The organism is Flavobacterium columnare (assembly GCF_014844295.1).
Taxonomy (GTDB): Bacteria; Bacteroidota; Bacteroidia; order Flavobacteriales; family Flavobacteriaceae; genus Flavobacterium; species Flavobacterium columnare.
Genome location: NZ_CP054494.1, coordinates 876688 through 897420, shown reverse-complemented (window position 1 = coordinate 897420; position 20733 = coordinate 876688). Strand labels below are relative to the sequence as shown.

Here is a 20733-nt window from a genome sequence, read left to right as displayed (position 1 = left end):
GTTTTAATTTTTAATTGAATATTGTTGACCGTGATAGATGATTAAATCAATTATTTCATCAATGTCATTTGTGGTTGTTAAAGGATTTAAAAGGGTGAATTTTAAGAATACTTTTTCGTTGACCTTTGTACTTGTTATGATAGCCTTTCCTTCGTTAAAAAGGGCTTTTCTTATATAGGAATTCAAATTGCAGTACGAATTGTATTGGTCTTCAAAAGGAGTGTATCTAAAAACGATTGCGCTAATTTCTGGCTGATGAATGATTTCAAAATCATTTCTATTTTTTAATAAGCTGGCCGTATAAAGAGCGTTTTCTATAGAGGTTTCTAAATAAGAACTTAAGCCTTTTACGCCTATGCAGCGAAGAGTAAACCATAATTTAAGAGCGTCAAAACGTCTGGTTGTTTGAATAGATTTTTTTACCATATTAGGAATGCCTTCATCCTCTTGCTCTTTAGAATTTAGATAGTCTGCATGGTATTTGATATAATCAACAAATGATTTGTCACGCATAAAAAAACCGCTTGAACTTACAGGTTGATAAAAAGTTTTGTGGTAATCTATTGTAGCAGAATCTGAAAGTTCTATTCCTTTTAATTTGTTTTTGTGTATGTCGCTAATCAGTAGACCTCCTCCATAAGCGGCATCAACATGAAACCAGATATTGCTTTCTTTTGCTATAGCAGCTATTTCTTCCAATGGATCTATAGAGCCAAAATCAGTAGTGCCAGCTGTTCCTACGATAGCTATAGGAATGTCACCATTTGTTTTTAATTGAGTCATTTTATTTTTAAGTTCCTTGATATTCATTTTAAAATTTTTATCAACAGGAACTTGTACAATAGCATTTTGTCCTAATCCTAATAAACTAAGGTTTTTCTTTAAACTAAAATGGCTAACTTCAGAACAAAGGACTTTAAATTTAGATGCTTCTGCTGGTAGACCTTCCATAACAGGGTTTATGTTGTATCTTGTTTTAATATAGTGATCCCTTGCTAATAAAAGTCCCATTAAGTTAGATTGTGTACCCCCACTTGTAAAAATGCCCTCACCATTTTTAGGATAATTTAATAACTGAAGAGTCCATTCAATTAATTTTAATTCTATGTAAGTTCCTCCTGTACTTTGATCCCAAGTGTCCATAGAAGAGTTTAAAGAAGAAATAAAAGCTTCCGCTACAAGAGTGGGAGTAAGAATAGGGCAGTTTAAATGGGCAACATATTTGGGATGATGAAAAAGAATACAGTCATCAAGATATATTTTTTGGATTTCATTTAGAACCTTTTTTAGAGGCAAACCATTATCGTTGTCATATAAATCTATTTTGTTAATCAAATCTTGTAAAGAAGATATACTCTTGCCAGTATAGGGCGTTGTTCTTTTTTCATTATTCTTAATGATTTGCTTTATCGCTTTTTTCATACTTTTCTTGTAGAGAGTTAAGTTCTCTCTTTCGTTAGAAAATATGTATATATTGTTGTCTAATAGCTTTTTGTAACCTTTTTTAGGTTTAGTTTTGATAGTTGAAACCAATTCGCTCATGATTTATTTAGATTAAATAAAAATTATTAAACAAAGTAATAGTGACAAATTGGATTAATCAATACCGTATATAGTAGTTTTTTTTTAATACTATTATGGTATTTAATTACCTCATATTAGGTATTTTTACTTTACATTTTAATTTTCAAAAAAGATTCTCCTATTTTTTAAAAGACGAAAGCCTTCTTGCTCACAGTAAGAAGGCTTTCGTAAAAAAAAACGATTAATTAATTATTTATAATATTGTTTTTTAAGCTATACAGGATTAAATCAGTAGAGGTATTAACACCTACTTTTTTCATAATATTTTTTCTATGTGTACGAAAAGTATGAATGCTGATACAAAGCTTATTAGAAATTTGTTCATTACTTTTACCTTCTATAAGCATTTTTAAAATACAGCGTTCTTGTTTGGTTAAATTAAAGTCAACCTGTTTATGAATACTTTTAGTAGGGAAGAAGTATTCGTTTTTATCTATGTAGTGAAATAATTCTATAATTTGAGATTCGGAACAATCTTTACTAATAATGGAATCAACAACATTTAAGATATTTGATTTTAGTGTCAAATGATTTCTAAGATAAGTTTCATTAGAAGTTATGATAATGAGTTTTATTATTTTTTTTTCTTTTTTTAGATCAAGTATTTGATTTAGTAAATCCTCATTAAAATTAGTAGGATCAAAAAAAAGGTAATCTATTACTGTTTTTTGAATTACGTTTTCTAATTGATAAAAAGTGTCTAGTTCATAGTTCTTAGATTTGATTAACAACTTGAGCATAAAGGAACTAAAAGCCTTTCTGAACAAGGTTGGAGAGTCTAGTATGGCTGTTGTTTTCAAGCATTAAGTAAGTTTGTAGTTTGTTTAATAAATGTTTAATTCCAGTTTATGGATAAAATTTGATTTTCAACTAATTTAAAAATCTCAGTTTTATTTGGTTTTGTCAAAACTTGAAGTTCAAATAATTCTATTCTATTTATCATAATGATAAAGTTATCTTGAAGAGTAGGAATAGGAATCTTCTTTTCATATACTGAATGTTCGTATTCTTTTTCCCAATAGGCAGGATTCATTCTTTTGAGATACAGATAAAAAGCATCTAATTCGTCTGTAGACATACTAAAGTTTAAATTATTAAAAGTTAGTTGATATTTCTGGCAGCCCTTTAAAAAAATAAGCATACCATTATTCGTTTGATTAATGATTGAAAAATTGCAACACATAAGTTATTTGTTTTTACGCCCCCACCAAATTAAAAAACCTGTTATAGGTAATGATGCTATTAGAAGACTTATTAAAAAAGCAAAAATTTTTCCTGTTAATCCAGCAATAGCACCCGTGTGTATATCATAATTCATACGTAGGAGTTTGTCTGAATTATCAGCATCTTTAAATGATCCCCACAAATGATCAACCTTTTTTTCTTCTAAAGTATATGGATCAAAATAGCGATAATCTGTTTTCCAAAGAGTATGATTTTCTGGATTTGAATTACAAGCTATAGAAGTGCTATCATTTGTTGGAGGATGAATTTCAATTGATTTAGCTTTCGGATATTCTGATTTCATAATAAACCAAGCTTTGTCTATAGGAAAAGAATTATCCTTAAATTTATTGTTTTTACGTGAAGATATGGGTTCTTGATAAACCATTGATTTTTCTCCACCTACCGCTTTGTAATATAAATATCCAAACCAAGGAAATCCCCAAACCAATCCTGTAATAATAAAAATTAAGGCAAATAAGGAGGTATAAAGTCCTATTATATTGTGTAAATCAAAATTTTTTCTCTTCCACTTTATTCCTTCTTTCCATTGGAACCATATCCTTTTCTTAATTTCTTTATTTCTTTTAGGGTACCAAAGTATAAGTCCTGTAATGACTAGAAATAGAAAAAATAATGTGCCCGTTGCAACTATAATTTGTCCAATAGCATGAGGTAACCATAAATACATGTGACCTTCAAATACAAAATGGAAAAAGCCTGTGTTTAGATCACTTACTTTAATGATTTTACCATTATAAGGATTTAAATATAGGATAATATGATAATTAGGAGCATTTTTATAGAAGATGACTTCAACAGCATTATCATTTCCATTATATTTTATAGCATGTAGTTCTTTATTGGGAATTGTTTTGGATGCTATATTTTTTAAAATACTAGGAATTAATAAAGGTTTGTTTTGTATTTCAATCTTTGGATGCTCCTGATTCCAACTTTGAATTTCCTCTTTAAAAGTATACAAAGCACCTGTAATTGCTACAATGAAAACAATAACACCTGAGGTTAACCCAAGCCAAAGATGTATTTTTCGTGTTTTTTGTTTAATACTTTTTATTTCCATTTTATTTAATAGAGCATTAAGAAACTTTGATTTGAGAGTTTCTTAATGCTTTTTAATTTTTTAAAATTTATAGGTTAGCATAGCTCTCCAGTTTCTACCCGGCTCACTTTGCCAATAAGCAACGGTTCCTGCTATCCCTCCAGAATAAAGGTATTTGTTTAATAAGTTATTTACATTTAATGCTATGTTTAATCCTTTATATCTCCAATTAATACCTGCGTCTAATCGTAAATAATCAGGTAATATAGTTTTGTTATCGGCTCCCCAATTAGAGGTAGAACGATCTACCAAATATTGATATCCTAGCATGGTTCCAAAACCTTTTAAGAAAGTGTCTTCTTTAAAATTGTAGTTAATCCAACCATTTGTAGTATGTTTAGAATGACCTTCAATTTTTTTACCAATATTTAATGGATTTATGTCTTCAATTGTTTTTACTTCCGTAAAGGCGTAGTTTAAAACAATATTTAATTCGGGAGACAACTGACCTTGTATATCAAATTCTACTCCTTCTGATTGTACTTTTCCTACTTGTAATCTATTAATAATGTCTTTAGGATCAGCTACTAATACATTTTTTTTTGTGATTTGATAAACAGATAATGTTGTTTTTAATTTGTCTCTTAAAAAAGATTTTTTTAATCCTGTTTCAATATTACTAGCATATTCTGGATCAAAAGATTTGCCTTCTTTATTTGTGCCATAGTTGGGCATAATTGAGTTGTCATATTGAGAGTATAAGGTAAAGTTTTTGGTAATATCGAAACTCACACCTACTCTTGGGGTTATATTTTTTATGGTGACTTTGTTTTTATAATCATCGTTGGTTTTCCCATTAAAATAACGTCCCGCAAGAGTTACTCTAAATCTATCCTTTAAAAGCCATATTTCATCTTGAGCATAAATAGAAGCATATTCAGTTCCACTACCAATATTTGTTAATCCCGATTCCCTGTTAAATATAGGATAGACTGCTTTGTCATAAGTAGGGTCGAAAAGATTGAAAGGAATTACATCATAAGTAGCTGTATGAGACCAATCATACTTACTACTAAGTTTTTTATAGTCAATACCAGTTAATAATTTATGCGTCATGCCTAAAAATTTTATTTCCCCATTAACATATATTTGAGCTAGTTCATTTAATGATTTTGTGTCAAAATTATTAAGCATTCTATGAGTATATCCAAGAGGATGTATTTCATATACCCAATTGGTGTAGCCCAGTTGTTTATATTGCATAATCATATATTGGGAGTTGATAGACCATTTATTATTAAAATTATGATTAAAGTCTATAAATAGGTTAACTTCTTCTATATCAGAGCTAGGATAATTTTTATCTATATGAGAAATATCTCTATCTAAACTTCCTAATCCTTTTTCTACAGGAGCAAATACGTATGATGCGCTCAACATCTGTTTGGCCTTTTGGTAAGTAAATTCAGTTGTTATTGACGTATTATCATTAAATTCATATTTAAAAGAAGGAACAATACTATATCTCGAATTGTTTTCAAATGGTCTGTTGGTTTCTGAAAATTGATACATGGCATTAAAGCGATATTGTAATTTACTATTTTCAGTTAATGCACCACCAGAATCTAAAGTTCCTCTGTAAAAATTAAAACTTCCCCCTGAAAAACCTATTTCATTAATTGATTTTTTAGTTGGTTTTTTAGTTACCACATTATAAATACCACTTGGAGCTCCTGCTGAAGTCATAAAACCAGATGGTCCTTTTACAAATTCAATATTTTCAACCATTGAAAGATCCGTTGCTAATGGACCATATCCAATATCTATGTTCATACCATTTCTAAAAGAAGGGAGTTTAAAACCTCTCATGTTGATATTAGCGTAATTACCAAAATGTTCATTCATTTGAGCTCCACTTATATTACGAGTTACATTTTCCATCATCGTGGTGATGTTTTGACTTTTTAGCAGCTCATTTGTTACGATTTGAATATTTTGAGGGATTTTTGCAATTTCTGTTTTCAATCTTAAACTGCTGGAAACTTTATTAGAAGCAAATTTGTTTGCAGTCCCAGATATAGAAATTTCTTTTAAACTGTTGATAGAATCTTTGTTGATTCTCTTTTTTTGACTATGTAGATGTACTGACATAGTTGCTAATAGAATAATTAAAATATACTTATTCATATTTATTTAGATTTATTAAGAATAATTGCAAAGTAATTTATAAAAAAAACAAAAAACAAATTTATTTAGAATAAATAAAAATAATATTTGAAGTGTGGTTTTTTAAAAAAAAGATATTAACTTGTAACTTGTTAAAAGCCAATTAAATATGTATATGCCAATTAAGCAGTGGGCCAAAGATGATCGACCACGTGAAAAGTTCTTGACTAAAGGAAAAATAGCTTTATCTGATTCTGAATTACTCGCTATTCTTATTGGTTCAGGGTCTCGTAATGAAAGTGCTGTGCAACTTTGTCAACGTATTTTAGCTTCTGCAAACAATAATCTCAATCAACTTGGAAAATTTTCTATTCAACAACTCATAGAGTTTAAAGGAGTGGGACAAGCAAAGGCTCTGTCTATAGCTGCTGCATTAGAATTAGGACGTAGACGCAAGGAAGAAAGTATGGGGGAATTTTTGAAAATCACATCAAGTGCCCAAGTGTATTCATTAATGCAGCCTATTGTAGGAGAATTACCTCATGAAGAATTTTGGGTATTATTTTTAAACAATTCCAATAAACTAATTTATAAAACACAAATTAGTAAAGGAGGTATTACAGGAACTCTTGTAGATACTCGATTAGTTTATAAATTAGCATTTGAATATTTTGCTACAGGTATCATCTTGTTACATAATCATCCGTCGGGAAAACTTAGTCCTAGTAGTGCAGATATAAAACTCACTGAAAAGATAATAGAAGCAGGAAAACATTTAGATATTTTGGTTTTAGATCATCTAATAATAACAGAAAAGGCGTACTTTAGCTTTGCCGATGAAAATCTGTTATAAATGATACAAATCAAAAAATTACAGTATAGCTATTCTGATTATAAAACTTTTCGATTTCCTGATTTTAACTGTTTGCCTTCTCAAGTACTATTGCTTACAGGGAATTCAGGAGTAGGGAAGACTACGTTATTGCATTTACTAGGAGGACTACTCTTACCTGAATCAGGTGAAATTTTGATAAATAATCATGCTTTACAATCCTTAAATGAAGCTCAAAGAGATCGTTTTAGAGGGAAATATATAGGAGTTGTTTTACAGCAAAATTATTTTATCGAATCGTTAAATGTATTAGAAAATGTATTAACAGCGTCCTATTTAGGAAAAGGGGAAACAGGAAGTCTTAAAGCGAAAGAAATTTTAAAAGACTTAGGGTTAGAAGAACATCTTTATAAAAAACCTTATCAATTGAGTGTAGGACAACAGCAACGTGTGTCTATTGCAAGGGCTTTAATAAATGAACCGAAAGTAATTTTAGCAGATGAACCTACTTCGAGTTTAGATGATGAAAATGCAATTATTGTAGCCAATTTATTAGAAAATATAGCAAAAGAATACAAAACAGCCATGGTAGTGGTTACACATGATGCTCGATTAAAAGAACGTTTTGTAAATCAAATTCGATTGGTATGATAGCAAAATTAGCATGGCGAAATATCTGGTTTAAACCCTTGAATACTTTTTTGAGTAGTATACTTTTAGCTAGTAGTGTAGCAATTATGACGCTTTTAGTACTACTAGAAAAACAATTTGAAGAACAATTTTCATCTAATGCAGACAATGTAGATTTGGTGTTAGGAGCCCAAGGAAGTCCTTTACAGCTAGTCTTGTCCTCCGTGTATCAAATAGATGCTCCTACAGGTAATATTGATTATGATTCAGCAAAAGTCTGGATGCGTCATCCTTTTGTACAAAAAGCAATTCCATTGGCTTTTGGAGATAATTATAATGGTTATAAGATTGTGGGAACTACAGAAGATTATCTAAAAAAATTTGATGCCCAATTCATTGAAGGAAAAGAATTTTCAGCCGATTTTGAAGTAGTTATAGGTTCTACCGTTGCTCAAAAAATGAATTTAAAAGTAGGAAATACTTTCTATAGTACACACGGCGATGCAAAAGAAGGTGAAAAACATGAAACAAAACCTTTTAAAGTTATTGGCTTATTGCAACCTACAGGGAAAATAATTGATAATTTGATATTATGTAGTATAGAAAGTGTTTGGAATGTACACAAGGAAAGAAATCATCTGGGCGAGGAACACGATCATTACGAGTCTAAAGAAATAACTTCAGTATTGTTGAAATTTAGGAATAAAATGGCTATTATGATGTGGCCACGGATGATTTCATCTAATACGAAAATGCAAGTCGTTTCTCCTGCAATTGAAATTAATAGATTATTTACCTTATTTGGTGTTGGAATAAAAGCATTATCTTATTTAGGATACGGTATTATGATAATCTCAGGACTCAGTATCTTTATAACGCTCTACAATCGCTTGAAAGAACGTAAATATGAGTTCGCTTTATTACGTTTGCAAGGGGCAACCAGAAGACAATTGATGGCGTTAGTTTTGTTAGAAAGTGTGTTTTTATGCCTAATAGGCTTTTGTTTTGGAACAATAATTGGTAGATTTGCTTTACAAATGATTTCTAAACTTTCAGAAGAGGATTTTAAAATGACATTTAATGCCTTTGAAATTATTTGGATAAAAGAAGGTCTTTTGTTGTTAATAACCTTGTTATTAGGCGTTATTTCAGCTGTACTTCCTGCTTTTAAAGCTTATAAAATGAATTTATCAAAAACATTAGCAAATGCGTAAATGGATTGTATTTATTACTTTGACGAGTTTGAGCCTAGTAAGTTTTAATAAGACAAATAAACCGTTTCAAAAAACAATGGTAACGAATGATACTTTGACTTGGAAGAAGTTAGGGTATATAAAATTTGTTAAAAAACAGCATAAGGATTACGGAATGATTGATTATCCAGTGATCAGTCCAGAAATTAAGATGAGAAACAATAAGAAGGTTGTTATATCAGGATTTATTGTACCCATTGATAATGTAAATTACGCTATCAGTAAAAATGTATTTGCTTCTTGTTTCTTTTGTGGAAAAGCAGGACCTGAAACCATTGCAGGTTTAAAATTCAAAGAAGGAAAGAAAAAACTTCGTACAGATCAATATGTAACTATATTAGGAACACTCAAAATTAACGAGACAGATGTTGATAATTGGATGTATAATTTAATAGATGTAGTTATCTTAAAAGGAGAGTAACCCTCTTTTTAACTGTTTGATAGCTAATTAAGTAAATTAGTATAATTAAAGGTCTTATCATAACCAATACATTAGAATGATCAAATTACGAACCATTGTTGTTCATTATGATTGATTTAATATCTACAAAAAGCAATAAAAAACCATTTTGAAATACAACCATATACAACATATTTTTTTTGATTTAGATCACACACTTTGGGATTTTGATGAAAATTCTAAAAAAACCTTTGAACTAATTTTAGAACCCTTATTTCCAAAATTGGATGTTTATGATTTTATTAAAATCTATAATCCAATTAATCAAGCATGTTGGAAATTGTATCAAATAGATATGATAACACATGAAGAATTACGTTATAGGAGATTAAAAGAAACATTTGATCAGTTAGGGGTGTTTGTTTCAAATGAATTAATCCACGCAATTTCTGAAGATTACATGACTCATTTATCCAATAGTAATTTTTTAATAGAAGGATGTCTTGAAGTACTTGAATATCTTTATCCAAAATATAATTTACATATTATAACAAACGGATTTGCTGGTGTACAATTAAAAAAAATGCGAAGTTCAGGTATTTATCGTTTTTTTAATACACTTACTAATTCAGAGTTAGTAGGTGTAAAAAAACCACATAAAGGAATTTATGAATACGCATTAGAAAAAGCAGGCGCTAAAAAAGAAGAAAGTATTATGATAGGAGATTGCATTCAAGCAGATGTTGAGGGAGCTTTAAAATTTGGTATTGAAGCTATTTTTTTTAATCCAAATTATCAATATGTGGGAGAAAAAGTCTACCAAATCAATACTTTAATTGAATTAAAAAATATATTTTAAAAATGAATAAAAGGTTAATTATGGGGTTAATGAGTTTATTTTCGTTAACTAGTTTAGGACAGTCGTTAAATGATTATAAAATAGCTTTAATACCCTCAAAATTTTCATTTCAAAATGAAGATAATCAATACCGAATTAATACAACGGTTAAAATGTATCTAAAACAAAAAGGAATTGAAGCATACGTGTCTAACGAAAAATTACCAGAAGATTTTTTAGATTATAATTGCAATAAACTTTTTGTAAATGCAATTGAACAAAATACTATTTTTTCAACTAGAATTAAATTTGAATTTAAAGATTGTAAAGGAAATGTTTTATTTACAACTGATTTAGGGGAAAATCGAGAAAAAGACATAGCTATAGGGTATAATTTAGCAACTATTGATGCTTTAAATTCGTTTGGTAAAGCAAACTATAAATTTTCAGGCAAGGATTTTGATGATGAAATCATTCAGGCAAAATTAAAGGAAATGAATAAGGAAGACATTACAGAAACCAAAGTAGTGACCGTAAAAACAGAGCTGTTTTATAAAGTAATTGATAAGTTGACAGGTGAAAGTTTAATACTGTTTAAAACATCTACTCCTTCCGTTTTTTTGACTTCTTTTAAAAAACGTAGTGGAGTAGTCGTTCAAAAGGATAATACTTGGATTTTTGAATGTATAGAAGAAGAAAGAGTTAATACCGAAAGAATAGATATTAGTTTTTAAAAAAGATTTCTATTAAGAAGTAAAAGCAAACGATACTTTGTTGATTCGATATAAGGAGAAACAGTCTCATATTTCTCCTTTTAGTTGACTAGATTAAAAACAAACAAACAATTGTTTATTTTTTTTAAAAATAGTCTTCCTTAAAATTATAATTTTGAACGTTCTTTTATGTTTTCAATAATCTTGTCACTATAAGGATTGAAGTTATCCCATATTTTCCAATTATCGTTTATCTTTTTTATGAAATAGACTTGTTCATTCGCAAAATTTACTATTTGTGTATTTGTTCCGTTGCGATTAGTAAGAGTTAAATTCCAGTATTCATTGGTTGAAATTATTGCTGTTTTTTCTTCTATTGTAATAGTTCTAAAGTTGAAAATTTCATAATTAGAATGATTGTTTTCTTTGTGAAAAATATATCCTTGTTCTACTAACTCGTTTAAATTTCGTGTAATTCTTTTTAAAATAGGACTTTGAATATCCAAAACATTATAAAATTCTTCCATTTCAAAATTAGGTATTCTTTTTATAGAATCTAACTCAATATAACAATAATTTTTAATAATATTGTAAAGCGTACTTTCTGAAATAGAGTTTTCAATTTCTATTTTTTTTATTATATCCTTGTTGTTTTTGTCAGAATTAATAAAGTTAGGATTTGTTTTTTTTTTGATAAAATCATCAAGACTTTGAAATCCTAGAAAAATAGCTAATTTATCCAAGGTTTTAATAAACCGAATATCATCTGTGTAGACCTTGTTTTTGTCAATTTCAAAAACTCTTTTTAAAGTTGTAGCAGATATAGTTGTACCAATTTCTATTTTTTTCTTTTCGTTAATTAAGTTGGTTTTTTTTAATTCAAATTCAATAATTTCTGAAAGATAAACGTAATGGGCTCTTTTCCAGTGTTTAGTATTGTTTAAAAAGCTATTAGTAATCTTTGGGTCTTTTAAAATCGAAAAGATTAATATTTCTACTATCTCTTTCATATTCTTAATTTTTTTGGTTGGATTATAAGGTTGTTTTGTAAAAATAATATATTTATGTATACATAGTCTTACGTTGAGTAATTTTTTGATTTGTAGGTAGTTTATGGTAAGTTTATGTTCAGTTTCTGTTTTTTTAAATCGTATAGTTCTTCTTTTATTTGCATTGTTATTAACCTATAAAATGTTAAATATGAGCAAGAAAAATTTTTTTAAAAATTTCAGGAAGTCGATTTATGTCTTGGCTTCTATCTTTTTGTTTGGCTCTTGTCAAACAGATAAATTAGATGTAAATGAGAAAAGTGAAGAATTATCGAAATTAGGGGTGCCAGAATTTGCGGAATCTTATTTGAAATCAATAGACCCGTTAACCCCCCAAGAATATGAAAGCAATTTAAGAATGTATCGTCCTGATGTAAGTCTTTCTACGATGAGATCCGTTGCAATGCCTGCTACTTTTGAATTACCAGCTATGCCAGTAGGAAATCAAGGAAAAGAAGGCTCGTGTGTTGGATGGGGAATAGGTTATGCAGCGCATAGTATGACAAGATATATTAATAATCCTGTTCATAATAGAAATTGGAGAAGTGCATCTAGAAGTGCGGCATTTGTATACAATCAGATTAAAATATCAGATTGCATTAAAGGATCTTACCCTGACGACGCTATGAATCTTTTAAAACAAAAAGGAGAGTGTGGTGCAGATCAGATGCCTTATGTTGAAGGAGGTTGTTTTACAATGCCATCGGCTAAACAATTAGAGTATGCTAGAGAACGAAAGATAAGTTCTTGGAAGAATATATCAGCAACTAGTGTAGAAGATATTAAATATTACTTAAGTAAAAATTATCCAGTACCAGCTTGTTTTGATTATAATGAATCTTTTCAAGCAATTTCCAAAAATAATTACGTTTGGAATTCTGTATATGGGAAAAGAAATGGGGGACACTGTGTATGTATAGTAGGATATAATGATGTTACTAAACAGTTTAAAGTTCAGAATTCATGGGGTAGATCATGGGGGCGTCAAGGATACTTTTATGTAACTTATGATGCAATAAAACAAGGAGCTTTTAAATGGGCTGCCATTATGTTTCCTGAAGTTAAAACAGAAAAACTGCAATCATTAGAATAATAATGTGATATATTAAAAATTATTGAGTAGTTTACTGCTTTAGATTTAACTATTAAATAGTTTATATTCTAAAGCAGTTTTTTAATAATCATATTTTTCTTTCCATCTGTTTTTTAAGAATTGTCTCAATTCTCTTTCTCGAGCATTATCGGCTGGTTCGTAAAATTTAGTCGCCGAAATAGTTTCAGGAAGATATTCTTGTTCGGCAAAATTATTTGCGTAATCGTGGGAATATTTGTATTCTTCTCCATATCCTAATTCTCTCATGAGCTTAGTGGGAGCATTCCTCAAATGTAAAGGAACGGGTAAGTCTCCTGTTTGTTTTACTATTTGTTGTGCTTTTCCTATAGCTATATAGCTAGCATTGCTTTTTGCTGAGGTTGCTAAATAAATAGCACATTGACTTAATATAATTCGGCTTTCAGGATATCCTATTGTAGTAACTGCTTGAAAAGTGTTATTGGCCATTATTAGTGCGGTAGGATTTGCATTTCCGATGTCTTCACTAGCTAAGATTAACATACGCCTTGCAATGAATTTTACATCTTCACCACCTTCAATCATTCTTGCTAACCAATACACAGCGCCATTAGGATCACTCCCTCTTATAGATTTTATAAAAGCAGAGACGATATCATAATGTTGCTCTCCTGTCTTGTCATACAAAACAGTATTTTTTTGAACCAGTTGCATCACTTTTTCGTTGGTAATTGTAATGAGAGATTCGTTAGTGGCATTAATGATAAGCTCAAAAGTATTTAACAGTTTTCTTCCATCTCCACCTGATAAACGTAACAAGGCTTCAGTTTCTAGTAACTCAATGTTTTTTTCTTTTAAAAAGATATCATTAGTTATAGCACGATAGAGTAGGGCTTCTAAATCGTTTTTGGTAAAAGGATTTAAGATATACACCTGACAGCGTGACAGCAAAGCGGGGATTACTTCAAAACTTGGATTTTCGGTTGTTGCCCCTATAAGGGTTACCCACCCTTTTTCGACTGCCCCCAGTAAAGAATCTTGTTGCGATTTACTAAAACGATGAATCTCATCAATGAATAAAATAGGGTTTTTAGCGGTGAATAATCCACCACTTTGTTTGGCCTTATCAATAACTTCTCGCACTTCTTTTACCCCCGAATTAATGGCGCTTAACTCGTAAAAGGGGCGATTACTGCTTGTGGCAATAATTTGTGCCAAAGTGGTTTTCCCTGTGCCAGGAGGCCCCCATAAAATTAGAGAAGGGATGATTCCGTTCTTAATTTGATGGGTCAAGGAGCCTTGGTCGCCTACTAAGTGGGACTGGCTGATATATTCCTCTAAAGATTTAGGACGTATTCTTTCTGCTAGTGGTGTTTTCATAGGAAGTAAAATTAACTATTTCTGACAAAAAATCATTAAAACAGTTTTGGATCTTTTTTTGATAAAGATTTTAAATAAAATGGACTGTAATAGGAGTATATTAAAAAGACAGATTAATAAAGAATTATTGTATGGTTTGTAATAATAGAATTTAGAGATATGAATGAAAATGAATTTAGATTTACGCCATCGGTGGTATTATTACCTTTGTATTTTGTTTTGTGTCTTTGGATTGTTTTTTGGGTAGAAAAGGAATTTAAAATAAATCTAACCGAATATGGAATTTATCCCCGAAGTTTGGCGGGGTTAAGAGGTGTTTTGTTTAGTCCTTTTTTACATGGCGATATAGGGCATTTGTTCAACAATTCTTTGCCTTTGCTGTTTTTGCTAGCCTGTTTGCGTTATTTTTATAGGGAACATTCTTTTCAGGTTTTGTGGATAGGGTTGCTTTTATCAGGATTAGGAACTTGGTTGATAGGTAGAGAAAATTACCACATAGGAGCAAGTGGGTTAGTGTATGTTTTGGCTTCTTTTATTTTTTTTAAAGGACTTCAAACGGGATATTATAGATTAGTAGCTTTGTCTTTTACGATAATTTTGTTATATGGAGGGATGGTTTGGTATATTTTTCCAAGTGCAGAAGAGCATATTTCTTGGGAAGCCCATTTATCGGGTTTTGTGGTAGGGGTGGTTTTTAGTTGGCTGTATAATGCGCCAGTATATCAAAAACCTTTGTTATACGATTGGCAAGAACCAAATTATGATTTTAAAAAAGATCCTTTTATGAAACATTTTGATGAGGAGGGGAAATTTATTTCGAGCTCTAAAATGCGTCAAATAGAATTAGAAAAGTGGGTTTATTTCGTTTCAAATCTTCCTGTTATTTATGAAATGAAAAAGCCCGATGAAACACCAGGCAATGATCTATAATTAATTATAAGCTTAAAAAAGGGTGGTTCTAGATAATGAATATATCTTAGATTTCCCATCTTTGTCTTACTGTTTCATATAAGAAAGCGCCGCATGCCACAGAAACGTTCAATGAAGAAATGGTGCCAAACATAGGTAATTTAGCTTTTTCGTCAACAATTTTTAAAACAGATGGGTTTACCCCCTTATCCTCGCTTCCCATAATAATAGCAAGTGGTTCTTTTAAGTCAATATCGTAAATATTATTGTCTGTTTTTTCAGTAGCAGCTACTGTTTTGATACCTGAACCTTGAAGGTAGAAGACAGCATCTTTAATATGATCAACTTTGCAAATAGGAATATTGAACACGGCACCAGCCGATGTTTTTACTGTGTCGCCATTTACAGGTGCGGAACCTTGTTTTTGTACAATGATACCATCTACACCTGTACATTCCGCAGTACGGATAATCGCACCAAAATTACGCGCATCGCTTAATTGGTCTAAGATTAGGAAAAGGGGCGTTTTTTTGTTTTCCATTATTCTTTCTACCAAATTTTCTAAGCTAACAAAAGAAATAGGCGCAATGGTAGCAACAGCTCCTTGGTGATTGTTTGACGTTAAACGATTTAACTTTTCAATAGGGACGTAACTAAAATTGATATTGTTTTTCTTTAAAGTTTTGAGTAATTCTTGCATCAAGTCTCCTTGTGCATCTTTTTGAACAAAAACTTTATCTATTTCTTTTTTTGCATGTATAGCCTCAAGGATGGCTCTGATTCCGAAAATTTGATTGTCTTTTTCCATAAGGCAAAGATATAAAAAAACCACCAAGAATTTCTTGGTGGTTTTTATTTCATTTTTGAAGGTTTTTAGTTTTTATCCCAGAAAATTTTAGTGTATAATTTGTCACCACCAATGGCCTCAGCTGCCTGTGAGTAATTAGAACCATTTATTGTTGATTCAGATATAGGGTACGTATATCTAACAGGTACTTTTTTGTCTGCCGCTGCTACTGCTCTTGTAGGAGCTTTTAATATAGGATAATCTAATCTTCTGTAGAAAGTCCAAGATTCAAAACCTCTATTATACATAGCTATCCAAGCTTGCATACCTATTTTTTCTTTCCAACTACCAGTGGCAGTTGTGTAGTTAATTGTAGGTTGAGACAAGTAAGTGTTAATGTCAGCAGGAGGAATATTCCAATAAGTCATTGATGCTGTAATAGCGTTATTATAATAATATCCAGCATTATTTCCAACTGTATAACCTCTTTCAGCTGCTTCAGCTAATAAGAAATTGATTTCAGCTGCGTCAATAAGAACTCCAAAAGCATCTGATTTTTTGATTAAGTCACCAATATGAGAATAGGAAGTTGCGTATGGATTAGCATTTTGAGCTCCATAAATACCACCTACATAATTATTTTCCAATTTAGTAAAAAATACATTCCTTCTAGGATCCGTAAGAGAATTCATGTAGTCAACAATTGTTTTTGCAGGGACAAAATCATTTCTATTGCTGGCTACTAAATTGTCATAAATGGGATTATACGTAGGAGCAGATGGTGAATACTTAAACAAGGCGTTATCGTTGTTAGATATTATTAAACCTCCAGCTACTGCTGTTTCTACTGTTTGTTTAGATAAAGCTGGATTGAAATCGCTTAAGTTTATACCCAATTTTACTTTTAAAGAATTTGCGAATTTAAACCATTTTTCAACATTTCCATTGTATACTAAATCACCACTTTTAAAGCTTTCAGATTGTAAATCCAGATTGTTAATTGCATTATTTAATCTGTTTATCAAATCTGAGTATATTGTTGCTGCATCATCGTATTTCGGTAAGATGTTAGCTTGGTTTTTTAATGATTCAGTATATGGTACGTTTCCAAAAGTATCAACTAAATTTTGATAAGTATAAACTCTTAAAATTTCAATTATTGCTTTTTTATTTGTTTGTATCTTTGCCCAGTCAGTAGCTGGTGTTTTATCAGGTTTTATTTCGTTTTGAATGACCTCTTCTGCGGATTTTAAATTTCCTAATACATCTCTGTATAAATTATTCCAGTGAAAACCAGGGATATTTCGGTTTATTAGGTTATATCTGGATTCTGCAGTATATAATGTAGCTGCCCAATATTGCGAAAAATACCTAAAAACATTTTCGTTAACGCTAGGAGATGCTAACTGATCAGATATGCCTTTTTGAGAATTGCTTAATAATGATTCAGCGGAAACATCATAAGCTTTTTTACTATCATCATTAAAATTTAAATCTTCGCTTATACAGCTTGTTATTAATAATGATGAAATTGCTGTTAATTTTATTATCGTTTTTTTCATTTCTTAGAAGTTGATTTTCATGTTAAATGAATATGTTTTAATTGCTGGCATTACACCTGATTGAAATCCTTGAATGTTTCCAGCTGAAGAACCTGCTTCAGGATCACTGTATGGCGTATTTTTATGTATTATCCATAAATTACTTCCTAATAAACTAAAGCTAATACTAGAAAGATCTAATTTTTCGATGTATTTATTAGGCAAGTTATATGTTAATCCAACTTCTCTCAATTTAATGTATGAAGCATCGTAAATATAAGCTTTATTTGGATTAGTGTCAGTGCTAAAGGCCGTCCCTCCTGATGAAGATGCATCTGCTATGATATTGTTAGGTTGTCCGTTTTCTAAGACTCCAGGTAGTATAATACCTCCATTATTTGCGCTTCTTACTGGTACTCCTAGATGATTTAATCCTGTTGTTTCAGGATATATACCTGTTTCTTGTCCATATGCTTGGTCTAAAGAATAAACACTACCTCCTTTTTTTACATCAATTAAAAAGTTTAAGGAAAAATCATTATAACGAACTTTATTATTTAAACCTCCTATCCAATCGGCTTGTATTGTTCCAAGGACTTTGTTGTTTTGTGTTAAATAAAATCCGTTTGAACCTACAACTTTGTTGCCATTAGCGTCATATACATAGTCTGTTCCTCTTAATGTGCCATAAGCTTCGCCTACAGTTGCATTTAAAGATACGCCTCCTTGAAAGTTTGCTAAAAGTAAATTGTCTCTTCCTTGATTTAAAGATTTAACAGTGTTTATGTTTTTAGACCAATTTATTCCAACTTCCCAAGAAAACTTTTGACTTTTCACAATACTTCCTGATAAGGCAATCTCAATTCCTTTGTTTTCCATTTCTCCTGCATTAATTCGTGCAGCTGAAAAGCCAGTTGCTCCACTTTGTGGGACGTTGAATATTTGATTAGTAATATTGGTTTTATAAAATGATAAGTCTAGATTGAATCTATCGTATAATCCTAGTTCTAGTCCAGTTTCTATTGATCTTTGAACTTCGGGTTTTAATTTTTCTTGTTCGTAATAAGTTGTAGAATTACCAAATAAAGGATTTCCATCTATAATTCCGTTAAAAGCACGTGAGCCTAATCTTCCAAAAGCTAAATCGTTACCTACTTCAGCATAATTTACTCTTAGTTTAGCTAGATTTAACCAGTCTTTTTTGATTATTTCAGATAATATCAAACTTGTTCCAACAGAAAAGTAATTGTATTTATTTTCTGCTCCCAATAAAGCTGTACTCTCATCATGACGTACTGTTCCTTCTAGGTAAATTATTTTTTTATAATCTAATGTGCCTTGGGTGTAGATTCCACTTTTTTCATATTTTAGTTCTGATTGAATCGGGGCAAGAAATACATTGGAATTTTGTAATGAATACAAGTAAGGTTTTGCAAGACCTCCTGTAGTTGAGCCAAATAGACTTCTTGAGTTCGCTTTTTTAAATGTGTAGCCTCCTAAAATTCTTGTGCCAAAATCTTTACTTATATTAAATTTATAAGTAGCTATTAAGTCATAAGTTTGTTGTAAGAAGTCTCTTGTGAAAATACTATAACCAGAAGAAGCATTACCTCCAGTTATGCCAAAGTTTTCAGCATGACTTCCTATTGCTTTTCTTAGTTCTTGATTGTCATAAGAGTATTCTAATGTAGCTCTACCCAGAATATTAAAATTTTTTGAAATATCATAACTAAGGCTACTGCCTGTTAATACTCGTGTCCTTGTGTCTGTTTCGTAGTTTTCATATCTATCCCAGTAGGGGTTATTCCAAAAATTAGGTCTTAAGTCACCATTTGTAGGGTCTATTTGATTCCAAGTAGTGTTTTGTTTTGTTCTGAAATACTCCTTTTCTAGTTCTTTTATATCTACGTTAACTGGCCACCATTGTCTAAATCCTGTTATGATGTTATCTCCATAACCTGTAGCATTTCTACCTTTTGTACTTTGATCAGTAAATGTAATGAAAGTATTTGATTTTAATTTATTTGTGAAATCTCTTGAGAAGCTACCATTGATCGAATTTTTATTCAAACTACTGTTTGGTAAAATTCCAGTTTCGTTGTTGTTTGTGTATGAGAAATTATAAGCAGATTTTTCATCTCCTCCATTGAAATTAATATTATTTACAGTAGAAAAAGCTGTTCTGAAGAAGCTGTTAGGGTCATTTGAAGCAGCTACCCAGGGAGTAGCTTTTCCATAGTTGGGGTTTCCTATTACAAATGAATTCCATTGGTATACCAATTGGTTAGGATTGAAGGCATTTCCGTAAGAAGCATCATCTCCTGTTGAACTTACTATAGCATTAGGATTGCCAAAAATATCAGCGGTATAGTTACTGCCTTCACCAGCGTAACCTCCTCCATATTCTTTTTGGTATGTTGGTAAAGTTTGCTTATTAGCATTTGATATAGATAATGTTGAACTTAGGCTAATTCCTAATGCGGTTCTTTTTTTTCCTTTTTTTGTTGTAATGATAATAGCTCCATTTGCTGCTTCACTCCCATATAGAGCAGTAGCAGAAGTTCCCTTAAGTACATTAATGGATTCTATGTTATTAGGGTCTATGTCAGAAGCAGAGTTTCCAAAATCAAAACCTTGTCTTCCGCTTGCTGTGTCTGAGTCGTTTAAATTAGCGTTGTTAATAGGTACTCCGTCGATTATAATTAATGCTTGATTATTACCCGTTAAACTTTTTGTACCTCTTAAAACAATATTACTAGAACCGCCAAAGTTAGAGTTGTTTCGGATTTCCAAACCAGCAACCTTTCCAGATAAATTATTTATGAAATTATTCGTTGGGACTTGATTAATAGTTGCAGCATCAAGTTTTTGTGTGGAGTAGCCTAGTGATTTTTTTTCTCTAGAGATGCCTTGGGCAGTTACAACTACCTCCCCTAATACTTTAGAATCATTTTGCATAACAGTATTCATTACATTAGAAGCTCCAACCGTTTTTGCAATTTCTTTCATTCCCATGAATGAGAAGATTAAAGTTTCACCTTCTTTTGCTTTAATGCTGTATTTACCATCAAATCCAGTAGAAGATCCGCGTTGCGTACCTTTTACTAAAACATTAACTCCAGGTAGTGGCCCAGAAGCATCTGTTACCACTCCAGTAATAGTTTTCTCTTGTGCAAAAGAAAACTGAACCGTCAACACTATTAGTAGTGTGTAAATCCATTTAAATTTTGATCTCATAAAATAATTAATTGATTAGTTCATGCAAATATGTGAAATAAAATTTAAAGTTTAT

Annotated in this window: 18 protein-coding genes; 8 read left to right on the top strand and 10 right to left on the bottom strand. The window is 30.7% G+C overall.

The genetic code is table 11. The features are described 5' to 3' along the window. Positions 1-3: 3 nt before the first annotated feature. From HUE53_RS04035 to HUE53_RS04015, 5 genes are all read right to left on the bottom strand, one after another. Positions 4-1422 (bottom strand): pyridoxal phosphate-dependent decarboxylase family protein, encoded by a 1419-nt coding sequence (locus HUE53_RS04035; RefSeq protein ID WP_225556177.1) that lies wholly within the window; start codon positions 1420-1422, stop codon positions 4-6. Positions 1423-1769: 347 nt separating this feature from the next. Further along, the gene (locus HUE53_RS04030; protein ID WP_014166307.1) at positions 1770-2324 is read right to left on the bottom strand and encodes a response regulator transcription factor; all 555 of its coding nucleotides are present in this window, start codon (positions 2322-2324) and stop codon (positions 1770-1772) included. Between the two features lie 95 nt (positions 2325-2419). Next, entirely contained in the window at positions 2420-2767 is a 348-nt protein-coding gene (locus HUE53_RS04025; RefSeq protein ID WP_065213069.1) for a DUF6686 family protein, read from the bottom strand. 3 nt (positions 2768-2770) lie between these two features. Next, complete coding sequence (locus tag HUE53_RS04020; protein WP_065213070.1) at positions 2771-3892, bottom strand: PepSY-associated TM helix domain-containing protein; 1122 nt, start codon at positions 3890-3892, stop codon at positions 2771-2773. 60 nt (positions 3893-3952) lie between these two features. After that, a complete protein-coding gene (locus HUE53_RS04015; RefSeq protein ID WP_065213071.1) occupies positions 3953-6058 on the bottom strand; it encodes a TonB-dependent siderophore receptor in 2106 nt (701 codons plus the stop codon). 154 nt (positions 6059-6212) lie between these two features. On the opposite strand from HUE53_RS04015, the gene radC reads away from it, so the two are divergent. From radC to HUE53_RS03985, 6 genes are all read left to right on the top strand, one after another. Further along, entirely contained in the window at positions 6213-6890 is a 678-nt protein-coding gene (radC, locus tag HUE53_RS04010) for a RadC family protein (protein ID WP_014166303.1), read from the top strand. Next, positions 6891-7520, top strand: coding sequence for an ABC transporter ATP-binding protein (locus HUE53_RS04005; protein ID WP_014166302.1), 630 nt, complete (start codon positions 6891-6893; stop codon positions 7518-7520). Next, positions 7517-8713: an ABC transporter permease gene (locus HUE53_RS04000; protein WP_065213072.1), complete on the top strand. Its 1197-nt coding sequence runs from the start codon at positions 7517-7519 to the stop codon at positions 8711-8713. Before HUE53_RS04005 ends, HUE53_RS04000 begins: the two co-directional genes overlap by 4 nt. Continuing rightward, complete coding sequence (locus tag HUE53_RS03995; RefSeq protein WP_014166300.1) at positions 8706-9173, top strand: hypothetical protein; 468 nt, start codon at positions 8706-8708, stop codon at positions 9171-9173. Before HUE53_RS04000 ends, HUE53_RS03995 begins: the two co-directional genes overlap by 8 nt. A 148-nt stretch (positions 9174-9321) precedes the next feature. Next, positions 9322-10011, top strand: a complete 690-nt coding sequence (locus HUE53_RS03990) for a YjjG family noncanonical pyrimidine nucleotidase (protein ID WP_192188719.1) — start codon at positions 9322-9324, stop codon at positions 10009-10011. A gap of 2 nt (positions 10012-10013) precedes the next feature. Then, the gene (locus tag HUE53_RS03985; RefSeq protein ID WP_102135400.1) at positions 10014-10724 is read left to right on the top strand and encodes a hypothetical protein; all 711 of its coding nucleotides are present in this window, start codon (positions 10014-10016) and stop codon (positions 10722-10724) included. A 146-nt stretch (positions 10725-10870) separates the two neighbouring features. Here the strand turns inward: HUE53_RS03985 and HUE53_RS03980 are convergent, their stop codons facing one another. Then, the gene (locus HUE53_RS03980) at positions 10871-11713 is read right to left on the bottom strand and encodes a hypothetical protein (protein WP_014166297.1); all 843 of its coding nucleotides are present in this window, start codon (positions 11711-11713) and stop codon (positions 10871-10873) included. Between the two features lie 190 nt (positions 11714-11903). On the opposite strand from HUE53_RS03980, the gene HUE53_RS03975 reads away from it, so the two are divergent. After that, entirely contained in the window at positions 11904-12845 is a 942-nt protein-coding gene (locus tag HUE53_RS03975; RefSeq protein ID WP_225556176.1) for a C1 family peptidase, read from the top strand. 81 nt (positions 12846-12926) lie between these two features. On the opposite strand, the gene HUE53_RS03970 is transcribed toward HUE53_RS03975, so the two are convergent. Then, complete coding sequence (locus HUE53_RS03970; protein ID WP_077225898.1) at positions 12927-14204, bottom strand: replication-associated recombination protein A; 1278 nt, start codon at positions 14202-14204, stop codon at positions 12927-12929. 159 nt (positions 14205-14363) lie between these two features. On the opposite strand from HUE53_RS03970, the gene HUE53_RS03965 reads away from it, so the two are divergent. Then, complete coding sequence (locus HUE53_RS03965) at positions 14364-15134, top strand: rhomboid family intramembrane serine protease (RefSeq protein WP_014166294.1); 771 nt, start codon at positions 14364-14366, stop codon at positions 15132-15134. A gap of 46 nt (positions 15135-15180) precedes the next feature. Here HUE53_RS03965 and rlmB read toward each other — a convergent pair whose 3' ends face one another. The 3 genes from rlmB to HUE53_RS03950 form a co-directional block, all read right to left on the bottom strand. Next, the gene (gene rlmB, locus HUE53_RS03960) at positions 15181-15921 is read right to left on the bottom strand and encodes a 23S rRNA (guanosine(2251)-2'-O)-methyltransferase RlmB (protein WP_014166293.1); all 741 of its coding nucleotides are present in this window, start codon (positions 15919-15921) and stop codon (positions 15181-15183) included. Positions 15922-15986: 65 nt separating this feature from the next. After that, positions 15987-17462, bottom strand: a complete 1476-nt coding sequence (locus HUE53_RS03955) for a SusD/RagB family nutrient-binding outer membrane lipoprotein (RefSeq protein WP_014166292.1) — start codon at positions 17460-17462, stop codon at positions 15987-15989. 3 nt (positions 17463-17465) lie between these two features. After that, positions 17466-20678 carry a SusC/RagA family TonB-linked outer membrane protein gene (locus HUE53_RS03950; RefSeq protein WP_041253270.1) on the bottom strand — a complete coding sequence of 1071 codons (3213 nt, stop codon included), beginning with the start codon at positions 20676-20678 and terminating at the stop codon, positions 17466-17468. Between the last annotated feature and the right edge of the window lie 55 nt (positions 20679-20733).